Raw genomic sequence first — 20824 nt, 5'->3', positions numbered from 1 at the left:
CCAGCCCTACTTCCGCGAGCCGTACTCCGGCCCGCCAAGCACCGCATCATCAGCGGAAACAGCCGTATTCTCCGGCACCGTCGACTGGCCCGACGCCGCCGCGATACCCAGCACACCAACCACACCGAGCACAATGCCAACGACGGCGCTCGCCACGACAGGGGACGCGGCGTGGCGCTTCAGTGGCTCGGGGAGGTCAACGGTATGGGACATGTCGGAAAAGGCTACCAGCAGCGAGTAGAGTAGGGGCGTTTTCACACGCAATACAGGGGTCAATCACATGCGGAATCGAGCCTTCGCCGCACGCGCCGCGCACACTACGCGCGCCGTTGCGCTCGCGGCGTGCGTTGCGCTTGCCGCGTGTAGCGCCCCCGAGCCCGCGGAGGAAGCCACCCCGACCCCAGAGGTGGTGACGGTGACGTCGACGGCGTCGGAGGGTGGGGTCGTCGATAAGCAAGAAGCTCCTGCGCTGTTAAGCCCCGCGCAACAACGCGTGCCCGAGGACCTGCGGGCACGGGTGGCGTCGCTGATGGTGGTCGGCGTGACCAACTACGAACAGGCGCGATTTGCGCTCGACCAGGGCGCCGGTGGGCTGATCATCCCGAGTTGGGCGGATCCGCGGCTGCTCACCGAGTCGGGCCGCAACATCAATGCGCTGCGGGAACAGTACGACAGGTCGTTTTCCGTCGCCATCGATTTTGAGGGCGGCCGGGTGCAGCGCCACACCAACGTGCTCGGCGAGTTCATGCCGCCGCGCGCGCTGGCCGGCACCCCGCCGGAGGTCATCCGCGGCACCGGTTGGGACATCGGCCGCTCCCTGCGCGCGCACGGCATCAACGTGGACTACGCGCCGCTGCTGGACCTCGACGTGACCGACCTGGACATCGTCGGCGACCGCGCCTTCCACGGCGACCCGGCCGAAGTCGTGCGGGTTGCCACACTGTTCTCCCAGGGGCTCACCGACGCCCAGGTCACGCCCACGTTCAAACACTTCCCCGGCCACGGGCGCGCCTCCGGCGACACGCACCACCAACTCGCCGTCACCCCGCCGCTGAACCAGGTCCGCGACCTAGACATGCGCCCCTACGGCCCGCTGCTGACGCAGTTCCCGCGCGCCAGCGTCATGATGGGCCACATGATCGTGCCGGGCCTTGGCCCCGACGGCGTGCCCAGCTCCATGAACCCCGAGGCCTACCGCGTGCTGCGCGAGGGCGACTACCCCGGCGGAGTGCCCTTCAACGGGGTCGTGGTCACCGATGACCTGTCCGGCATGCGCGGCATCCTCGATTACGCGCCCACCCGCGACGCCGTCGCCCGCGCCATCGCCTCCGGCGCCGACCAGGCGCTGTGGTCCACGGGTAAGGATCTGCCCGCCATCATCGACCACGTCGTGTGGTGCGTACGCAACGGCTACATCGCCGAAGACCGCATCGATGAGGCAGCCACCCGCGTGCAGCAATTGCTTATCGACGACAACCTCTAACCCGCTTTTTCAAACGTCTGCATTACCCTTGTTTGGGTGACTACGGTGAAGGCAACCTCGCACAAGGCGAGTGGCAAGGGACGCGGCGGCAAGATCGCGCTCGGTGTGCTGCTCGGCATCCTCGCCATCGCGCTTGCTGTGTACCTGGCGGATCTGGCGATGCACCGCGGCAACGTCCCGCGCGGCACCACCGTCGGCGGCGTGAACATCGGTGCGATGAAGCCGGACGAGGCTCGCGCGAAGCTCGAGGGTGAACTCGGCAGCGCTGCTGACACAACCGTCGAGGTCCGCGCCGGCGACAAGACGTCCACGTTCGTGCCCGCGAAGTCTGGCCTGGACATCGACTACCAGGCCACCGTGGACGCCGCCGGCATCGAAACCGCCAACCCGATTTCGCGCCTGCGCGGCCTGTTCACCACCCACGAGGTCGACGCGGTTCCGCTTATCGACGACACCGCCCTGAACCGCACCCTCGACCGCATCAGCGACGAACTGCACTTCGACCCCACCGACGGCACCATCCGCGTCGAAGCCGGCAAGGCCGAGACCACCAAGCCGATCAACGGCCAGAAGGTGGAGCGCGACCTGCTGCGCGAGGAGACCACCACCGGCTGGCTCAACCCGGACGGCATCGATGTGGATCCGACCTCCGTGCCGCCCGCCATCGACGACGGTGTGATGAGCGCCGCCATGGACGGCCCCGTGCGCGCCGCCTTGGACGGCCCGCTGACCGTGACCGGTCGCGATGATCACAAGGCCGCTATCCCGCAGGAGCGGCTTGGCGAGGTGGTCAGCTTCCCCAACGTCGACGGCAAGATCGCCCCGAAGGTGAACGTCGAGGCAGCCCAGGGCATCCTTGCCGAGCAGCTCGCCGACACCGAAGTGGAGATGCAAAACGCCCGCGTGCTCACCGGCGGCGGCGTCGAACCCTCCGTGGATGGCACCGCTGTGGACTGGGAGAAAACCCTCGCCGGCTTCAACGACCGCGTCCTCGGTTCCAAGGGGCGTTCCTGGGACGCCGACTACAAGCCGGTACCCGCGGACTTCACCACCGAAGAAGCGAACAACGCCACCTTCAACGAAGTGGTCGGCTCGTTTACCACCGGCGGCTACTCGGGTGCTTCGGGCACCAACATCGCCCTGGTGGCCAACACGGTCAACGGCGCGATTGTGAACCCGGGGGAGACGTTCTCCCTCAACGGCTACACCGGCCCCCGCGGCACCGCCCAGGGCTACGTCGAATCCGGCATCATCCTCAACGGGCGTGCCGACACCGCCGTCGGCGGCGGCATCTCCCAGTTCGCCACCACCCTGTACAACGCGGCCTACTTCGCCGGCATGACCGACGTCGCCCACACCCCGCACTCCTACTACATCTCCCGCTACCCGGCCGGCCGCGAAGCCACCGTGTACGAAGGCGCCATCGACCTGCAGTTCCGCAACGACAGCCCCTACCCGGTGCGCATCGCCACCAACGTCGGCGGCGGCCAACTCACCGTCAGCCTCATGGGCGTGAATACGGTCAACGTGCAGTCCATCAACGGCGGCCGCTGGGCCCAGACCAGCCCGCAGCCGGTCAACGTGTCCGGCCCGAACTGCTCGCCGTCCGGCGGCGCACCCGGGTTCACCACCTCGGATACCCGCATTATCTACGACCTCGCCGGCAACGAACTCTCCCGTGAAACCCAGACCACCGTCTACGACCCGCAGCCCATCGTCCGCTGTGGGTAGGGGAGCGGGTGCCGCACCACTTGACACTAGACCGCTTGGTCTATATTGTGTCGTTTTGGATCAAGAAATCTGACGGATAAGGCCCCTCGGCTCGTCGATTAGCAACCGCGCTCATCGCGCACGGTGCTCCCGAGGGAAGATCCGCCGGCACGCGCAACCGCCGCGCCGGAAGAGCGATATTTCAAGGAGCACCATGTCTTTTGGCATGCCCACCGACTGGACCCCAGCCACCCTCAGCAGCATGGACGGGCTGACCTTTGCGTTTACGCTTGATGGGACGGGTGAGGTGGTCGTCGCAAAGTTTGATAGCGCTGCGCAGGGCCACGAATTCGTCGCCAACACCGGCGCGACATTCGAATACTCGCCAAGCGCCGCCGCTGTACGCGTTGGCGACGACGCCGTGCCGCTGCCCAAACGCCCCGCGACCCGCCGAACCTGCACGTACCGCGAATGCGACCAACGCACCCGCGGCCACAACCAGCACTACATCCCCGTGCTGCGCGCCATGAACCAAAAATACTGCTGGTTCCCCATCGACATCCTCGCCCACGACGGCACCACGCTCACATTCCGCGTGAGCACACCACTTGGCGACGACACCATCACCGCCCACAACCACAACCCCGAAGACCTCGCGCTCGCGCAGGAATACAACCCCGACTGGAAGATCCTGCGCTACACGGTTGATGGTGGCGGCTACCGCGCGATCCTGCTGTCGGAGAAGCCCGTCACGGCGTGCACGACGGAAGCGTGAAAATTGAGGATTGGTGTGTTACTCCTCGTTCGTACCGTTCTTTGGCTAAGCGGTTAGCCTCCTTGCGGGTGATCCTCCCTCGGTCTTCAAGCGGCAGGAAGCCGTTGAACTCGATGAACGCATCGGTCTTCTCCAGCCACTCCGCCATATGAAGTAGTCCGTACCGCGAGGATCTTTAAGCTTTTCGGCGTTGAGTGCGAAGCCCTTTAGCACGTATTCCTGGAGTACTTCGTTTGCCCATCTCCGGAACTGGTTGCCTCTCGGACCCTTTACCCGGTAGCCGACGGCGATAATCGCGTCAAGGTTGTAGTGAAGTAGTGTCCGGTGAACGTCACGGTCCCCCTTCTGAACGAACTGTTTGAATTTCTTTAATAGTTCGGTCCCCGCTCAACTCGCCTTCGGCGTAAATGTTCTTCAGGTGAGTGCTCACGGTAGCCGTAGTTACATCGAAGAGCGCGGCAATTTCCGCTTGAGTCATCCAGGCCGAGCCATCGACTACTCGCAGATGTACTTCCGTTAAGCCGTCGTGGCGCTGCTCAACCCCATGTCCGCCAGTGAACGCCGGAAGGGGATATCTTTGGCATCGAGGTCAGTACTGATAGCGCAACCCTCAGTGGTGACGCAGCCGACATCGTGCGAATCGACTTCCGCAATCGCAAAGACGGCGGGGCACACTTCGAACTGCACCCGTTCGTTGCTAGGCGCATAACCAAACTCTTCACCTCAGCCTTAGTCAGGGTTGAGGGTAGCGAGTCCGGTTAAAACTTCGAGGAAATGCGGGCGATTCAGGGGAATTGCGGGGGGACATGCCGCTCAAAGTGTTTGCAGAAACTGCAAACCACACTAAAGTGAAGGACGACATGGAGCCACCACTTTCATGTCCGCCAATAAAGGGAAACCCCCGCGAGCCGTAAAAGCAGCGCGAGGGCTTCCAGGACTAACCTTGTAGGTGCTCTCGGAAGTGTTGCAGCACTTCGAGGAGCCAATCGCCTACAACGTCACCTAAGGCCCGGACAACGATTTGTTCAATCAACGTCCGGGCCTTTCCCTTGCTTGGCTTGTCGCCGTGCATCGGTCTAGGCATGGTCCCATCCTCCTCTCGAAGCTCGGAGTGGACATTCCCCTAACGGTTCATGTCCCCACCGCACTAGCGGTAAGGACTTCGTACCGCTAGGAGAGGAAGTGACTTCGATCCGAAGATCTCCGTCGCCGATAAACTTACCAGCCGCTTTGATGGATGCCTACAAAAGTGGAATTACATGGCAGTAAGACGTGTTGATGCTGGATAGGACACGGCTATTTCCAGTTATCCACAGGTTGATTGTGGATAACTCTGCTGTCAGTTAATGAGAACAGGAGAACCGCTACGCTGTCTCAGCTGAATTTGGCAAGATGCACAATGCAACGCTAAGGCTCGCCCTTCTTGTCCATGACCTTAAGGCCGACCGACTAGTAGCCTTACCCCCTACCGCCGGGCGGCGCCGACACCACTCCGACCGTGACGGAGTTCAAACAGCCGAGTGGTGCGCTGTGTAACCCTGCATGTTCCCCACTCAACGGGGTTTACCCCCGCTCGACATGGTTGTCTGCGGGGTTTATCGTCCCCCTTGTCCGAGTGCATGCATTTGTGCAGCGCCCGCTTGACAGAATCCCCCGAAAATACTGTTTGACCTTGGAGCCGGCGACGAGAATCGAACTCGCACTCTCAGCTTGGGAAGCTGATGTTCTACCACTAAACTACGCCGGCAGCTTTCACGACTTTAGCACCGCTTAGTCGAGGCCCAAAAACGGGAAGTAGACTCTCAAGGCGTGCTGCTTTCAGATCACGACATTCGCGAATCCATCGACTCCGGCCACCTCGGCATCGACCCCTTCGACCCTGCGATGGTCCAACCGAGTTCGGTTGACGTGCGCCTGGATAAGTTCTTCCGAGTCTTCAATAACTCGAAGTACACGCACATTGATCCGAAGCAGGAGATGCCGGACCTGACAACGCTCGTCGAAGTTGCCGACGACGACGCCTTCGTCCTCCACCCCGGCGAGTTCGTCCTCGCCTCTACGCTGGAATGCTTCACCCTGCCTGCGGACCTGGCTGGTCGCCTCGAGGGCAAGTCTTCGCTGGGCCGACTGGGCCTGTTGACCCACTCCACTGCAGGCTTTATCGACCCTGGCTTCTCCGGGCACATCACCCTGGAGTTGTCCAACGTGGCCAACCTGCCGATCACGCTGTGGCCCGGCATGAAGGTCGGCCAGCTCGCGCTGTTTAATATGACTTCCCCGGCCGATACCCCGTACGGCTCGGGCGCATTGGGCTCGAAGTACCAGGGTCAGCGCGGTCCGACCCCGTCGAAGGCGTATCTGAACTTCCGGTAGCTCAGCTTTCTGATAGGCGTAAGTATTCTCGGCCTTGAGCGGTGAGCTCGAGTGTCAGCGGACTCTTCGAAGCTGATTGGATAAGTCCCTCCGCTTCCAGCTTTTCGGCTACGGGCCGGATCGTGTTCCAAGACCGCCCTATTGCTGATACTGCGTCTTTGAGGGAGAAGGGTAGATCCGGGCTGAATAGATACGCTTGCGCAGACAAGTAGAGCAAGTCGCATTCGTACTCGTCGCGGTCTACAGAAGAGAGGACTTCGTGCAGGCTATGTAACTGGAAATGTTTTTGGTCCAGTGATTCCTCTAAGTCGCGCTGGGCGTCGATTAGCATCTCAAGCATGGCTTTGAGGAAGAAAGTTGCCTCTCCGTAGTTCATCGCGTTCTCCGTCTCTAAGAAAGCGTCGTAATACTTCTTCCTCTGGAGTGAGAACTGGTGGGAAAGCGACATCGAGGTTGGTGGGGAAAGAACCTCGAGAGCTTTAAATGCGAGTAAGAAACGTCCCATACGACCGTTGCCGTCGTAGAACGGGTGGGTGTACTCAAACATGAAGTGACCTATCAGCGCGTTGATGAGGACATGAGTTTCACTGCTTTGGGTCTGTAAGAACGTTTGGATGCGTTCTTCAATGTTGTCTTCACCGACAGGGCCTTTGTGCACCCCCTTGATGCCGTCGTGAATCTCCACTGGTCCTGATCGGAACAGCTGTCCATCGGGGCGATCATCCTCGTCGATTTCGCCCGCGAGCAACTTATCGTATTCAACACGGAGGGATGTGGGGGTCGTTGGAAACTCGGGTCGCGCGTGAGGGGTGAGTAGCGTTTCGTAAAAGGCAACCATTTCGCGGAACCGCTTATGCGGTCCAGTTGAAGGACGAGTGAGAGCTTCCGCAATTTCTTTACGGGTCGACTGCACGCCCTCAATTTGGTTCGTGGCTTTAATTTCCTCGATGAGTAGGCCTGTCAGGTAATGGCTAGCGGCTGCGCCTGGAAGCGTGGACCACTTGTGGGAAACCCGGAGTTCTGCACGCCAGACTTCTTCAAGGAGTGATTGGATTTCCGCGGTGAGTACCACGAAGAGATCGTGGTTGCCCACTGTGAAGTTCCAATGCAGCGCAGCTGGTGACGTAAACCTGGCGGCGTATTCAGCTTCAGCAGCCTGCCTGCCGTCTCGAGAGCTGTGAAACACCGTCTTTAGGTTCTTGTAGTTGCCCATTATTGGAACCTCCTTTGCGGGTCAGAGTGTTCAATTCTGAAATTCTAGCCGGATCTTCACCTGATTATTTTGCAGAAACCGTCGATTTTGAAAAATAGACGTCGTACGGAACGCCCAAATTTCCAGTACTGCAAGTTCACCCTGCAGCCTCCGCATCGCCACGGCATAATGGCCACCATGCGACTGACTGTGATCGGCACCGGTTATCTTGGCGCGACGCATGCGGCGTGCATGGCGGAGTTGGGCCACGAGGTGCTCGGCGTCGACGTGGACGAGCACAAGATCGAGGCGCTGAAGAACTCCAAGGTTCCGTTCTACGAGCCTGGCCTGCCAGAGGTGCTGGAGCGCAACATCGACGCAGGTCGCCTAGGCTTTACGACGAATTACGACGAGGCTGCCGCCTTTGCCAACGTGCACTTCATCGGGGTGGGTACACCGCAGCAGCGCGGGTCGTATGCGGCGGATACGCGTTATGTCGAGGCGGTTATCGACGACCTCGTGCCCAAACTGCACGGCCACCACGTGATCCTGGGTAAGTCCACGGTGCCGGTCGGCACGGCCGCCGCGCTGCAGGAACGCGCCGACAAGCTCGCCGCCGACGCTGGCGGTCACGCCAGCGTGGAGATCGCCTGGAACCCGGAGTTCCTGCGCGAGGGATACGCCGTCAAGGACACCATCGAGCCCGACCGGATCGTATTAGGACACCGCAGCGAGAACTCCCACGCGGAGGAAATCGCCCGCGAGGTGTACGCGACGCCGCTGGCCAACGGCACCCCGTTTATCGTCACCGACCTGCAGACGGCGGAGTTGGTGAAGGTGTCGGCGAACGCGTTTTTGGCCACGAAGATCTCGTTTATCAACGCGGTGAGCGAGGTCTGCGAGATCGTCGGCGCAGACGTGACCCAACTCGCAGACGCGATTGGTTACGACGACCGCATCGGCCGGAAGTTCCTCGGTGCCGGCCTCGGCTTCGGTGGCGGCTGCCTGCCGAAGGACATCCGTGCGTTCATGGCGCGCGCCGGCGAGGTTGGCGCCGACCAGGCGCTGACCTTCCTACGCGAGGTGGACGCGATCAACATGCGACGCCGCCAGCGGGTGGTCGACATGGCCCGCGAGGAACTCGGCAGCCTGATCGGCCGCAACATCACGGTGCTAGGCGCGGCGTTTAAGCCGAACTCGGACGACGTGCGCGACTCGCCAGCCCTCGCCGTGGCGGGCCAACTCTCCTTGGCCGGCGCGAACGTCACCGTCTTCGACCCGCAGGCGATGGACAACGCCCGCAAGGTCTTCCCAACCCTCGATTATGCCGACACGCTCGAAGAGGCGCTGCGCGGCGCGGAGCTGACCATCCTCGCTACCGAATGGGGGCAGTTTAGGGAGATGGATCCGGAGTGGGTTGCTGGGGTCGTCGAAAAGCAATTGCTTATCGACGCCCGAAACGTCCTGGACGTGCAACAATGGCGCAATGCCGGATGGGAAATGCGGGCGCCCGGACGCACCCTCTAGTCGACGAAACCGCGTGCCTGTCAACAACTACAGATTATTAAGGCATGATGGGGCGCATGCCTAAGGACAAGTCAGGAAACTTTGCCAAGGTCGCCCTCGGCAGCGTCGCAGCGGCGTTGGGCGGCGTGGCCATCCACGACCTCACCCAAACCAAAAACCCGGTCCTGCGCAACTACCCGGTGCTCGGGCACATGCGCACCCTGCTCACCGACATCGGCCCCGAACTGCGCCAATACTTCATCGAACGCGACTGGGACGGCCGCCCCTTCAACCGCGATCAGCGCAACGCAATTTACGAACGCGCAAAGGGCATGCAAAGCGAAACGTCCTTCGGCACCGTCCAGGACGTCTACGCCACCAACCACGAACACCTCGTACATACGCTCGCGCCTGTCGACGAACCCTCCGAACCGCCCCGCACCCTCATCGGCGGCAAGGACTGCACCCAGCCGTACTCCATCTCCATGCTGAACGTGTCCTCCATGAGCTTCGGCTCCCTGTCCAAAAACGCCGTGCGCTCCCTGAACAAAGGCGCAGCCATGGGCGGCTTCGCCCACAACACCGGCGAAGGCGGCGTCTCCCCGTACCACAAGGAATTCGGCGGCGACCTCGTCTGGCAGATGGGCACCGGCTACTTCGGCGCCCGCACCCACGACGGCGACTTCGACCCCGCTAAGTTCCGCGACCGCGCCGCCGACGACCAGGTCAAGATGGTCGAACTGAAAGTCAGCCAGGGCGCCAAGCCAGGCATCGGTGGCGTGCTGCCAGCCGACAAGATCACCAAGGAAGTCTCCGAAATCCGCGACGTGCCCATGGGCAAGGACTGCATCAGCCCCGCAGCCCACCGCGTGTTCAGCACCCCTGTCGAGTTGATCGAGTTCATCGCGAAGATGCGCGAACTGTCCGGCGGTAAACCGGCGGGGTTCAAGTTGTGTGTGTCGAGTCGTCGAGAAGTACTTGCCATTTGCAAGGCCATCCGCGAGGTCGGCACCGCACCCGACTTCATCGTCGTCGACGGCTCCGAAGGCGGCACCGGCGCCGCCCCCATCGACTTCGAAGACCACATGGGCATGCCACTGACCCACGGCTTGATGACCGTGCACAACGCACTCGTCGGCACCGGCCTGCGCGACCAAATCAAACTCGGCGCGTCCGGCAAAGTCGCCGGCGGCTCCGACATCGTCATGCGCATGATCCAAGGCGCCGACTACACCAACTCCGCCCGCGCCATGATGATGGCCGTCGGCTGCATCCAGGCACAACGCTGCCACACCGGCGAATGCCCCACCGGCGTGGCCACCCAAGACCCGCGCCGCAACCGCGCCGTTGTGGTCAAGGACAAGTCCCAGGCGGTGTACAACTACCACAAGACCACCGTCAACACCGCCGTGCGCCTCATGGCCTCCATGGGAGTCACCGACCCGGCGGATCTCACCCCCGAGATGCTGCGCCGCAACATCTCCCCGACCGAGTCCCGCTCCTACGCCTCCATCTACGAATGGCTGCGGCCGGGCCAGCTGCTCGAAGACCCGCCGTCATCCTGGACCGCCGACTGGAAGGCCGCCTCGCCGGATACCTTCCGCCCGGTGTAGGTGGGGTGCTGTCTGCCGGCGGGGCCGTTAACAACCTCTCGCGGCTGACAAAGTACGGCGGAATGTGTCAGTGACCGGCATCGTGCCTGGTCAAAAATCGACCCTGACAGATTTTGTGGAATCTGTCAGGGACGGAGCCTCAACGCCCGTAGCCGGCGGGCGTGCAAAATAGTTCCCGACCTCAGTGCGAAACCGGGAACTTTCTTACCTCGCCGGGGTGCCGACCTGGGCGAATGTCGTCGAGAAGGGGCCGATACCCCCAAATAGTTCCCCGGCCGGGAACTATTTTGCGGGAGCTGCAGGGGCCATCAGGTCAGATCATCGATGGAAACTTCCCTGTCAAGGTTCATACGCTCACAGAAGTCTTCGTCGTGGCTGACGAGAAGAACCGCACCTGCATAACTCTCAAGAGCGGAGACAAGCCAGTTCACGGTTGAGATATCGATGTTGTTGGTGGGCTCGTCGAGAAGCAATAGCTGCGGAGCAGGCGACGAAAGAAGAACGCGGGCAAACTCAACGCGGAAACGCTCACCACCCGAAAGCGTTCCAATAGGCGCGTGCACAGTCTCATTCTGAAACAACAGTTGCGCGAGTTGGTCCCGAATATACTGCGGGTCAGCAGACGCGTTGGCCTCCGAGACCAATTCCAAAACTGACCGGTTGGGGTCAAGAACAATGCGTTGCCGGAGGTACCCCACATTCCTAATCACATACCCCGCGCTACCGTCTGCAACAGAGTTGAGCAGGGTCGTCTTTCCGCTGCCGTTCGGCCCAGTGATCCGGACACGCTCGGGGCCCACAACAGTGAGCCCTGGGATTTCCATAACACGGGTTCCGTTCGGAAGCGCCGTACCGGGAAGCTCAATGAACACATGTTGATCGTCGCGAACCTTGTCTTGTGCGTGACGATACGCAGCGAGAGACGACTCCACAGACTCGGCATGAGCCGCACCACGCCGAGCAGCAGTCTTCTCCGACCGATCCTTGTCCAGCCCCATCGCCATGCCAGGTTTGCGTTTGTTAGCCGCGAACTTCTTTCCGCGACGAGCGTCCCGGGCAATGCGAGTTTGCATCGCCTCACGCTCCCGAACCTGCCTACTGTGAACCGCCTTCTTGTCCCGCACCTCCCGCATCGCTGCGTCCTGTTCGCTGGCCAGAGTTTCGCGGTAGGCGGAGTAGTTGCCGGGGAAAAGACGTAGCTTCCCGTCGTGAAGTTCTGCAATTTCGTCCACGGAATCCAACAAGTCGCGATCGTGGCTCACCACAATTGCAGGAACAGTGGATTTGGAAAGAGAATGGATCAGCTGGGCTTTTGCTTCCGAATCGAGGTTGTTTGTTGGCTCGTCCATCACGATGAAATCGGGGTTGTCAGACATGAGCGCAGCTAGTGCAACACGAACAGCCTCTCCACCGGACATGGTGGACAGCGGCCTGTCCAAGTTGAGCGGGAGGCCGTGAGCGGACAGCACAGCCTGAGTCTCTTCAGCAGCATCCCACCGGTCACCAATGAGCTCGAACAATTCGGGATTGAACTGGCCACCTTCGACGGCGTTGATTGCCTCGATGATTTCGGTAACCCCAAAGACGTCCGAAACCGTAGTGTCCGGTTGCAGTCCAAGATCCTGAGGTAGGTAAGCGACTTTCGACGGGCGTTCGACCGAACCCGTGCTCGGCTGTAGCTCGCCGAGAATGACCCTGATCAGAGTCGTTTTTCCGGAACCGTTATCGCCGATTAAGCCGGTCAGGTGACTTGAAAATATGGCATTCAAGTCCGAGAAGCAGGAGGTTCCGTTAGGCCACTCGAGGGAGACGTTATTTAGGGAAATAGGCATGCTCATTCAACTTTCTGTTTCGTGTTAGGCGGAAACACGGAACATGAGCACGGCCTACTCCTTCCTTCGGGGACAATTCCTCGTCGATACTATGGCAGCGTCCGTTTGGGGTCAAGGGGTTTGTGCTGCTGTAAGTCGGGGTAGGTGTCGGCCACTCACAACCCCTCGCGGCTGACAGATTGCGGCGGAATCTGTCAGCGACCGGCATCGCGCCTGGTCAGAAGTTGGCCCTGACAGATTTTGTGGAATGTGTCAGGGAACGCGCCTTAACACCCGTAGCAGGCGGGCGTGCAAAATAGTTCCCGGCATCAGCGCGAAACCGGGAACTATTTTGTCTCAACGGCGTGCCGACCTGGGGGAATGCCGGCGAGAAAGGGTCGAAGCCCCCAAATAGTTCCCCGGCCGGGAACTATTTTCGGGAAGGAGCGTCGGAAGGGACGGCCGGAGGCCAACAACCCCTAGTGCTGGTGGTAGTCCACCAGGAAGTTGCCCAGTCGCTCGATGGCGTTTTCCAACTGGGACGCCCACGGCAGGGTGACCACGCGGAAGTGGTCGGGGGTGGGGTAGTTGAAGCCGGTGCCTTGGACCATGAGGATCTTCTCGGATTTGAGGAGGTCGAGCATGAAGCGTTCGTCGTCGTGGATGTTGTACATTTCGGCGTCGATTTTGGGGAAGCAGTACAACGCACCCTTGGGTTCGACGACGGAGATGCCGGGGATCTCTCGTAATTTCCGGACGGCGATGTCGCGCTGTTTGCGCAGGCGGCCGCCGACGCCGGTGAGTTCGTAGATGGACTGGCGGCCGCCCAAGGCGACCTGGATGGCGTGTTGGCCGGGCACGTTGGCGCACAGGCGGGTACCCGACAATAGATCAAGCCCTTCGATGAATCCCTTGGCGCGGCGGCGCGGGCCGGTTACGACCATCCATCCGGCGCGGTACCCGCAGACACGGTACGCCTTGGACAGGCCGTTGAAGGTGATGCAGAGGAGGTCGGGGGCGACTTCGGCCATGGAGATGTGCTTGGCGTCGTCGTAAAGTACGCGGTCGTAGATTTCGTCGGCAAGGACCATGAGCTCGTGCTCGCGGGCGATGTCGGCGATGCCTTCTAGGATCTCGCGGGAGTAGACGGCGCCGGTGGGGTTGTTGGGGTTGATGACCACGATCGCCTTGGTGCGGTCGGTGATCTTCGAGCGAATGTCTTCCAGGGATGGGTTCCAGTTGTCCTCTTCGTCGCAACGGTAGTGGACGACGTTGCCGCCGGCGAGCGTGGAGGCGGCGGTCCACAGCGGGTAGTCGGGGGCGGGGATGAGGATTTCGTCGCCGTCGTTGAGCAGGGCTTGGGTGACCATGCTGATCAGTTCGGACACGCCGTTGCCGAGGTAGACGTCGTCGATGTCGAAGTGCGGGAAGTCTTCGATCATTTCGTAGCGGGTGACCACTGCGCGGCGGGCGGAGGTGATGCCTTTGGAGGTGGTGTAGCCCTGGGAGGTGGGCAGGTTGGCGATCATGTCGCGCATGATCACGTCGGGCGCCTCGAAACCGAAGACGGCGGGGTTGCCGGTGTTGAGTTTCAGGATGGTGTGCCCGTCACGTTCCATTTTTTCAGCGGTGGCGGTGACGGGGCCGCGGATGTCGTAGAAGACGTTCTTGAGTTTTTCCGCCTGGTCGAAGTGGCGGTGCGGTTTCAGTGGCTCGCTCATGGGTTACCACTGTAGGCCGGGTCTACTTCCGGCGGAAGCGATTGACGGTGTCTTGCGCGATGTTGAGCGCGTCGTTGGTCATTTGGTTGATTTGGTCTTTGCGTTGCGCGCGCATGAGGGCCTGCTGGTGGACCTGGGCGGCTTCGATTTCGAGTTGGCGGCGTTTGATTTCTTGGCGGCGCTGTTGTTCGAGTTGGCGCAGGCTGGGGGTGTACCAGGAGTCGGGCCCAACCTTCATTACGTAGAGCAGGATGAACAGGGTGGGGATGAGCAGGATCGACAGGCCGGACAGCGCAGTTGATCCCGCGGCTCCGAAGATGCTCACCAGGCCGATGGAGCCGATGGTGCCGAGCCAGAACACGCCGGCGCGGGTGCGGCGCCCGGAGCGGCGTGCCTGCATGATTTCGGCTTGGCTGTACAGGACCGCATCGTCGGACACTTGCTTATCGACGACCCCACGCCCCCGGCCCGTCGGCAAATCCCCCAAAATCGGCTGCAGGTCCTGCTGCGTTTGGGCCTCGGCGACAGCTTGGCACCGGTTGTCAAACTCGGCCATGTCCAACCGGCCTTCGCCGAGCGCGCGGCCGAGGATGTCCATGGCGTCCATGCGCTCTTGGTCGCCGATGCGGAAGTTGCCGTAAGGGGTGCTCATGGACGTGATGTTAGTTCAATGCGTGCCACTGTTCGTCGATACCTGTGGTGCCGTCGGCGAAGCGCTGCTTTGTGGCGTCGTAGACCTCCTCGGGCAGTTGGTAGAAGTACACGCGCGGCATGACGGCTTCGGCGTTGTCGAGGTAGGTGGTGACAAACTCGCCGACGTTGTCCTGCTTCGCCGATTCCGCGTTGACGTAGATGAACAGTGGGCGCGACAGGGGGTAGTTGCCGCTCTTGGTTTCGTCGGCGGTGGGGGCGATGCCGTCGACGAGCACGTTGTCAATCTTGTTGCGCACTGTGCCCTCGGTGGCTAGGTAGTTGCCGATGCCCATGAAGCTCAGGCCGTTGACGTCTTCGGAGACCCACGTGGACAGTTCTTGGATGTCGTCGGTGGATTGGTAGTCGTCGCGGATGGTGTCGTCGCCAAGCACCATGTCCTCGAAGACACCGAGGGTGCCGGAGCCGGCGGGGCGTCCGTAGAGGTTGATGGTCTCGTTCGGCCAGGATGGGTCGATGTCGGACCAGGTGGTGACGGTGGATTCCTTCGACCAAATGTCGTGGAGTTGCTCGACGGTCAGGTCGGTGGCCCAGTCGTTGTCGGCGTGTTTAACGATGGTGATGGCGTCCAGACCTATCGGCAACTCGAAGAAGTCCACGCCGGCCTCGGCGCATTGTGCCTGGTAGTCGATGGAGGATTCGCTGCCGGGAATGGCGACGGAGGCGTCGTTGATGTCGGCGTCGCCGGCGCAGAACTTGTCAAAGCCATCGGTCGAACCGACTGCCTCGACCTCGGCGTCGAAGTCGTAGCGGTTGAGCATGTAGCGGGTGATGGGCTCGACTGTCGACGACCCCGTGATGGTGAACGCCTCGCCGGCACCGGAACCGGAGCCAGTGCCAGAGCCGGAACCGGCGCAAGCGCCCAGCGTCAGCGCCGTCGCGGCCGCGAGCGCGGCGGTGAGGGTTTTACGCATCGTTGGCATCGTTGTGGCCCTTTCGCATCTCGACGCGGAACTCGCGAAGCAGTTTGAACAGGCTCGACCAGGAGCCCTTCGCGTTGGCCCAGTACTCGGGGAAGTTCTCCAGCTCTTCTTCCTGCTCTGGGGTGACGTTCGGGTTGACCTTCTTGTAGCGCACGTGGTCGGTGTCGGCGTCGGTGTCGTCGCTAAGCAGTGTCTGGTTGGTGGCGTGGCGGGCGGCGAGCTCGTCGCGAAGTTCAGCGGCGGTTTCCTCGAGCTCGTTGAGCAGGGCCACAAGGGCGTTGTCGGGGGCTTCGTTCTGGATGAGTTCCTGTGCCATTGGCGACAGGTCTGGTGTCTGGTTCGCGTCGGTCATGTGACTGCTCCTTAGGTGAGCGCGTTGGAGATGAAAACGGCGAGGATCGGGATGGCGAAGAACACTCCGCCGATCCAGAGGAAGACGTAGAGCTTGTTCTTTACGGCGAGGCCGGCGAGCCAGTCAGAACCGGCCGGCGGCAGTTTGCTCATGAACGGGATGCCAAGGATGACGGCTGCGGCGCACACGTTGAATAGGGTGTGCACCAGCGCGCCTGCCATGGCGGCTTCGGCGTCCGCGCCGGAGACAGCGAACGCGGCGATCAGGCCGGTGACGGTGGTGCCGATGTTCGCGCCGACCACGAACGGGAACAGCGTGCGGACCTCGAACTTGCCGGAGGCCGCCAGCGGCACCGTCAGCGCGGTGGTGGTGGAGGAGGACTGCACCAGGGTGGTGATCACGGCGCCGGAGAGCAGACCAACAAACGAGTTCTTACCCAGCGCGGCGTAGAGGATCTCCTGGGCCTTGCCCACCAGCAGGGCGTTGAGCAGGTTGCCGATGAACTGGATGGACCACAGAATCAGTGCGATGCCGACGATGGACAGGACGATGCCGCCCCACATGTCGCCAAGCGGGGAAACAAGACTGCCAGCCAGGGCAACGAGCGGTTCGGTGATGGTATCCAGCCCGTCGCCGATGGCCTCGAAGGCACCGGCGACAACACCTTCGCCCTGGCCGCTCAGCGACGGCGCGATCGCCGACGCGGTGCGCGACAAGAAGCCGGTGAAGATCTCCAGCGGGAAGAAGATCAAGATGGCGATGAGGTTGAAGAAGTCGTGCACGGTCGCCATGGAGAAACCGTTTTTGAACTGGGTCTTGTTACCCGCCAGGCCGAGCGCGACCAGGGTGGAGGTCACCGAGGTACCCATGTTGGCTCCGAAGAGCATCGGCACCGCAATGCTCAGCGGTAGGCCGCCGGCGATCATGCCGACCACGATCGAGGTAGTGGTCGACGACGACTGAATAATCGCCGTGGCCACCACACCAATGGCAAGGCCGACGAACGGGTTCTCGGCAAACGAGAACAGTTCCTTGGCCTGGTCGCCGGCAACCATTTTGAAGCCGTCGCCGATCATGCCCACGCCGTTGAGCAGCAGCCAAACACCGAGCGCTACGGCGATCCAGTTCGCGGCCTGCTTGGCGGCGCCGTCGAGAGGCAAAAAGCCCAGTGGATCCTTGGGAGCGTCATCCTTCCGGGTGGCGGTGTTCTCCGGGTTTTCCGGTGCTGCTTCCTTAAGCGCGATGCCTCCGCCCGCTGCGTTGCTGTTCATGATCACCCGAGTGACCGTATACGGGCGGGGTTCAATCCAGGTGACGTCTGGGTGAACGCTGGGAGAACTTTCTAGTCTTCTCCGAATTGCGATTGGTGCAGTTTCCAATACGCGCCTTGCTTTGCGACGAGCTCAGCGTGACTGCCCTGCTCCACAATGGCGCCCTTTTCCATGACGAGAATGGTGTCGGCGCCGCGGATCGTCGACAAGCGGTGTGCGATGACGAACGAGGTGCGGTTGGAGCGCAGCGCGTTCATCGCCTGCTGGACCAGCACCTCGGTGCGGGTGTCCACCGAGGAGGTGGCTTCGTCGAGAATCAGCAGCGCAGGCTGGGAGAGGAACGCGCGCGCGATGGTGATCAGCTGGCGCTCACCTGCGGAGATAGACCCGCCGTCTTGGTCGACGATGGTGTCGTACCCCTCTGGCAGTGCGCGCACGAAACGGTCCACGTAGGTGGCCTTCGCAGCTTCGATGACTTCCTCGTCGGTGGCGTCGAGGCGACCGTAGCGGATGTTTTCCATGATCGTGCCCTTGAACAGCACGGCGTCTTGCAGCACCATGCCGATCCGGCTGCGCAGCGCGGCGCGTGGCATGTCTCGGATGTCGGTGCCGTCGATGGTGATCGCACCCGCGTCGACGTCGTAGAACCGCATGATCAGGTTCACCAGCGTGGTTTTGCCGGCGCCGGTCGGTCCGACGATCGCGGCGGTCTGGCCCGGTTCGACGCGTAAGTTCAGGTGTTCGATGAGCGGGGGAGCGTCGCTGCGATCCGTCCCGTAACCAAAGGAGACGTCGTCGAACTCCACCAGGCCTTCGACGCGCTTGCCCTTGCGGTCCGGGGCCTGGTCTTCGGGTTCCTCCTCTGCGTCGAGTAGCTCGAAGACGCGCTCAGCGGACGCGACGCCGGATTGCAGCATCTGCATCATGCCGGCGATTTCGCCGAGCGGCTGGTTGAACTGGCGGGAGTACTGGATGAACGCGGTGGCGTCGCCAAGCGTGAGGCGACCGGAGGCGACCTTCACACCACCGAGTACCGCGATGGCCACGTACGACAGGTAGGAGACGAACTGCATGATCGGGTGCATCGAGTTGGCCAGGAACTGCGCCTTCTGGGCAGCGCCGGCGAGTTCCTCGTTGCGTTCGTCGAACTGGGAGCGCAGCTGGTCGGTGCGGCCGAAGATGACCGCCACGTCGTGGCCGGAGAAGGACTCCTCCACGTGCCCGTTGACGTCGCCGGTGGCCCTCCACTGGGTGGTGAACTGTTTCTGGCTGCGCGTACCTACGACCGCCATGGCCAGACCGGTCAGCGGGATCGCCAGCAGGGCGACAAGCGCTAGCTGCCAGGAGATGGCGAACATCATGACCAGGATGCCCACCACGGTCAGCATCGCGTTGAACAGCGAGGACAACGACTGCTGCAGGGCTTGCTGAACGTTGTCTACGTCGTTGGTGGTGCGCGACATGACGTCGCCACGCTGACGGGTATCAAAGTAGGACAACGGCAGGCGGTTGATCTTTGCTTCAACCCGTTCGCGCAGGCTGAACACCGCCCGGATGGACAGGTTGTTCAGGATCGCGCCCTGGGCCCACATCAGCACCGCAGAAGCCAAATACAGCGCCAGGACCAGCACGATCAGGTCGCGCAGGCGGTCAAAGTCGATGCCGCTGCCCGGGGTCAGTTCCATCGCGCCGGCCATGTCTGCGAACCGGTCCTGCCCGGCCGCGCGCATCGCCTCGACGGCCTGCTCCTTGGTGGTGCCGGGCGGGAGTTGCTTGGATACCACGCCGGAGAAGATCACGTCCATGGCACGACCCATCACGCGAGGTGCAAGCACGCCCAACAGGACAGACAGGGCGTTCATGACAAACACCGCCGTCAGCGCCGCCTTGTAGGGGGCGAGCAGCCCGAGCAGGCGTTTCGCGGACGGCCAGAAGTTCTTCGCCTTGCGCGGCGCCTTGCCGGAGTAGTCGTCGCCGGCCATTTTCTCTTCGTATTCGGCGAGTTGCTCATCAGACAACTCGGTCATGTGCTCACTCATGCGTCCACCTCCGCCTGGCTGCGTTCGATCTGACGGTAGGTCTCGGATTCCGCCAGCAGTTCCTCGTGGGTTCCGCGGGCGACGATGCGCCCGGCCTCCATGACCAGGATCTGGTCCGCATTGCGTATCGACGCCACCTTCTGCGCCACCACAATCACCGCCCGGTCCTGAACCGTCTCGCGCATCGCGGCGTTGAGGTTTGCCTCGGTGGTGGCATCCAGCGCGCTAAACGAGTCGTCGAACACATACACCTTCGGATCCGCCACCAGCATCCGCGCAATGCACAGACGCTGGCGCTGACCACCGGAAACGTTCGTGCCGCCCTGGGAGATCGGCATGTCCAGATCCTCCACGAACGACGCCTGCGCGGTCCGCAGCGCCGCCCACAGTTCCTCGTCGGTCGCCTCAGGGTTGCCCATGCGCAGGTTCGACGCCACCGTTCCCGAAAACAGCCACGGCTTCTGCGGCACCATCGCCACCGCCCGCACGAGATCCGTGCGAGACATGGTGGTCACCGGGGTGTCGTCGATAAGCACACGCCCTGACGTGGGCGAATACAGCCGCGGCAGCAGTCCCACCAGCGTGGTTTTGCCACTGCCGGTCGCGCCGATGATCGCCGTGGTCGTGCCCGGACGCGCCTCAAACGAGATCCCCTCCAGCACTGGCTTTTCCGCGCCGGGGTAGGTGTACGACACATCCTCGAAGCGCACGACGCCATTGCTTATCGACGACCCCACCGTCGCCGGCGCCTTCACCTCATGCCCAAGCACCTCCTCGATGCGGGTGGCGCACACGATCGCGCGCGGCAGCATCATCAGCATGAACACGCCCATCATCACCGCCATGAGGATCTGCATGAGGTACTGCATAAACGCGGTAAGGGAGCCGACTTCGACCAGGCCGTCGTCGACACGATGCCCGCCAAACCACAACACAGCCGCCGTGGCCAGGTTCAGGATCAACATGATCGCCGGGAACATCGTCACAAACACCCGCCCGATGTTCAGGCTCAGCTTGGAGATGTCCTCGTTGGCCTCCGTGAAACGCTGCGCCTCGAACTCCTCGCGGCCGAACGCACGCACCACACGGATGCCGGCGATCTGTTCGCGCAGCAGACCGTTGATGTTGTCCAGCTTCGACTGCATCTTGCGGAACATCGGCATCAACAGGGCCGCAGTGATACCGACAACCACGGTGAGCACCAACACCGCCGTGACCACCAGCCACGACATACCCGCATCCTGGCGCAACGCCATAATGATGCCGCCGATAGCCATGATCGGCGCCGTCACCATAAAGTTCATGAACAGCAGAAACGTCATCTGCACCTGCTGCACGTCGTTC

General features: G+C 62.0%; 16 protein-coding genes, 1 tRNA gene, 1 pseudogene and 1 riboswitch. Of the genes and pseudogenes, 6 read left to right on the top strand and 12 right to left on the bottom strand.

Features of this window, described 5'->3' with window-relative positions; genetic code table 11:
* Positions 1 to 6 precede the first annotated feature (6 nt).
* Positions 7 to 213, bottom strand: coding sequence for a DUF2613 domain-containing protein (locus tag HMPREF3171_RS00885; protein WP_070482275.1), 207 nt, complete (start codon positions 211 to 213; stop codon positions 7 to 9).
* A 67-nt stretch (positions 214 to 280) separates the two neighbouring features.
* Here HMPREF3171_RS00885 and HMPREF3171_RS00880 point away from each other — a divergent pair, with 67 nt between their 5' ends.
* The 3 genes from HMPREF3171_RS00880 to HMPREF3171_RS00870 all read left to right on the top strand — a co-directional run bounded on the left by HMPREF3171_RS00880 (position 281) and on the right by HMPREF3171_RS00870 (position 3968).
* The gene (locus HMPREF3171_RS00880; protein WP_070482225.1) at positions 281 to 1483 is read left to right on the top strand and encodes a glycoside hydrolase family 3 N-terminal domain-containing protein; all 1203 of its coding nucleotides are present in this window, start codon (positions 281 to 283) and stop codon (positions 1481 to 1483) included.
* 105 nt (positions 1484 to 1588) lie between these two features.
* Positions 1589 to 3214 (top strand): VanW family protein, encoded by a 1626-nt coding sequence (locus HMPREF3171_RS00875; protein ID WP_441294359.1) that lies wholly within the window; start codon positions 1589 to 1591, stop codon positions 3212 to 3214.
* Positions 3215 to 3272: 58 nt separating this feature from the next.
* Positions 3273 to 3394: riboswitch (SAM riboswitch) on the top strand.
* Between the two features lie 13 nt (positions 3395 to 3407).
* Positions 3408 to 3968 carry a hypothetical protein gene (locus HMPREF3171_RS00870; protein WP_070482223.1) on the top strand — a complete coding sequence of 187 codons (561 nt, stop codon included), beginning with the start codon at positions 3408 to 3410 and terminating at the stop codon, positions 3966 to 3968.
* 45 nt (positions 3969 to 4013) lie between these two features.
* Here HMPREF3171_RS00870 and rhuM read toward each other — a convergent pair.
* Together rhuM and HMPREF3171_RS00865 are read right to left on the bottom strand one after the other, a co-directional pair.
* Positions 4014 to 4280, bottom strand: a pseudogene (gene rhuM / locus HMPREF3171_RS12230) (RhuM family protein); the annotation flags it as partial.
* Between the two features lie 1361 nt (positions 4281 to 5641).
* Positions 5642 to 5715, bottom strand: a tRNA-Gly gene (locus tag HMPREF3171_RS00865).
* A 62-nt stretch (positions 5716 to 5777) separates the two neighbouring features.
* On the opposite strand from HMPREF3171_RS00865, the gene dcd reads away from it, so the two are divergent.
* Complete coding sequence (dcd, locus tag HMPREF3171_RS00860) at positions 5778 to 6341, top strand: dCTP deaminase (protein ID WP_070482221.1); 564 nt, start codon at positions 5778 to 5780, stop codon at positions 6339 to 6341.
* A gap of 1 nt (position 6342) precedes the next feature.
* Here the strand turns inward: dcd and HMPREF3171_RS00855 are convergent, their stop codons facing one another.
* A complete protein-coding gene (locus tag HMPREF3171_RS00855; protein WP_070482219.1) occupies positions 6343 to 7554 on the bottom strand; it encodes a Fic family protein in 1212 nt (403 codons plus the stop codon).
* 177 nt (positions 7555 to 7731) lie between these two features.
* Here HMPREF3171_RS00855 and HMPREF3171_RS00850 point away from each other — a divergent pair, with 177 nt between their 5' ends.
* Together HMPREF3171_RS00850 and HMPREF3171_RS00845 are read left to right on the top strand one after the other, a co-directional pair.
* The gene (locus HMPREF3171_RS00850) at positions 7732 to 9060 is read left to right on the top strand and encodes a UDP-glucose dehydrogenase family protein (RefSeq protein WP_070482272.1); all 1329 of its coding nucleotides are present in this window, start codon (positions 7732 to 7734) and stop codon (positions 9058 to 9060) included.
* A gap of 56 nt (positions 9061 to 9116) precedes the next feature.
* Positions 9117 to 10652: an FMN-binding glutamate synthase family protein gene (locus tag HMPREF3171_RS00845; protein WP_246815283.1), complete on the top strand. Its 1536-nt coding sequence runs from the start codon at positions 9117 to 9119 to the stop codon at positions 10650 to 10652.
* A gap of 308 nt (positions 10653 to 10960) precedes the next feature.
* On the opposite strand, the gene HMPREF3171_RS00840 is transcribed toward HMPREF3171_RS00845, so the two are convergent.
* From HMPREF3171_RS00840 to HMPREF3171_RS00805, 8 genes are all read right to left on the bottom strand, one after another.
* Positions 10961 to 12484, bottom strand: a complete 1524-nt coding sequence (locus HMPREF3171_RS00840) for an ABC-F family ATP-binding cassette domain-containing protein (RefSeq protein WP_070482270.1) — start codon at positions 12482 to 12484, stop codon at positions 10961 to 10963.
* 458 nt (positions 12485 to 12942) lie between these two features.
* Complete coding sequence (locus HMPREF3171_RS00835) at positions 12943 to 14184, bottom strand: pyridoxal phosphate-dependent aminotransferase (protein WP_070482215.1); 1242 nt, start codon at positions 14182 to 14184, stop codon at positions 12943 to 12945.
* A 22-nt stretch (positions 14185 to 14206) separates the two neighbouring features.
* The gene (locus tag HMPREF3171_RS00830; protein WP_070482213.1) at positions 14207 to 14836 is read right to left on the bottom strand and encodes a DUF1707 SHOCT-like domain-containing protein; all 630 of its coding nucleotides are present in this window, start codon (positions 14834 to 14836) and stop codon (positions 14207 to 14209) included.
* A 10-nt stretch (positions 14837 to 14846) separates the two neighbouring features.
* Complete coding sequence (locus tag HMPREF3171_RS00825) at positions 14847 to 15809, bottom strand: substrate-binding domain-containing protein (RefSeq protein WP_070482211.1); 963 nt, start codon at positions 15807 to 15809, stop codon at positions 14847 to 14849.
* Positions 15802 to 16170, bottom strand: coding sequence for a hypothetical protein (locus HMPREF3171_RS00820; protein ID WP_070482210.1), 369 nt, complete (start codon positions 16168 to 16170; stop codon positions 15802 to 15804). Before HMPREF3171_RS00820 ends, HMPREF3171_RS00825 begins: the two co-directional genes overlap by 8 nt.
* Before the next feature lie 11 nt (positions 16171 to 16181).
* Positions 16182 to 17441 carry a Na/Pi symporter gene (locus tag HMPREF3171_RS00815; RefSeq protein ID WP_070482268.1) on the bottom strand — a complete coding sequence of 420 codons (1260 nt, stop codon included), beginning with the start codon at positions 17439 to 17441 and terminating at the stop codon, positions 16182 to 16184.
* A gap of 71 nt (positions 17442 to 17512) precedes the next feature.
* Positions 17513 to 19480 (bottom strand): ABC transporter ATP-binding protein, encoded by a 1968-nt coding sequence (locus tag HMPREF3171_RS00810; protein WP_305764009.1) that lies wholly within the window; start codon positions 19478 to 19480, stop codon positions 17513 to 17515.
* Positions 19477 to 20824 (bottom strand): ABC transporter ATP-binding protein (locus HMPREF3171_RS00805; protein WP_070482209.1); only part of this gene is annotated, 1348 nt, incomplete at its 5' end. The genes HMPREF3171_RS00805 and HMPREF3171_RS00810, both read right to left, overlap by 4 nt.

It is taken from the genome of Corynebacterium sp. HMSC08F01 (genome assembly GCF_001807545.1).
Taxonomy (GTDB): Bacteria; Actinomycetota; Actinomycetes; order Mycobacteriales; family Mycobacteriaceae; genus Corynebacterium; species Corynebacterium coyleae.
Note: the sequence above shows the minus strand (reverse complement) of the source record. Positions and strands in the feature narration are given on the sequence as shown.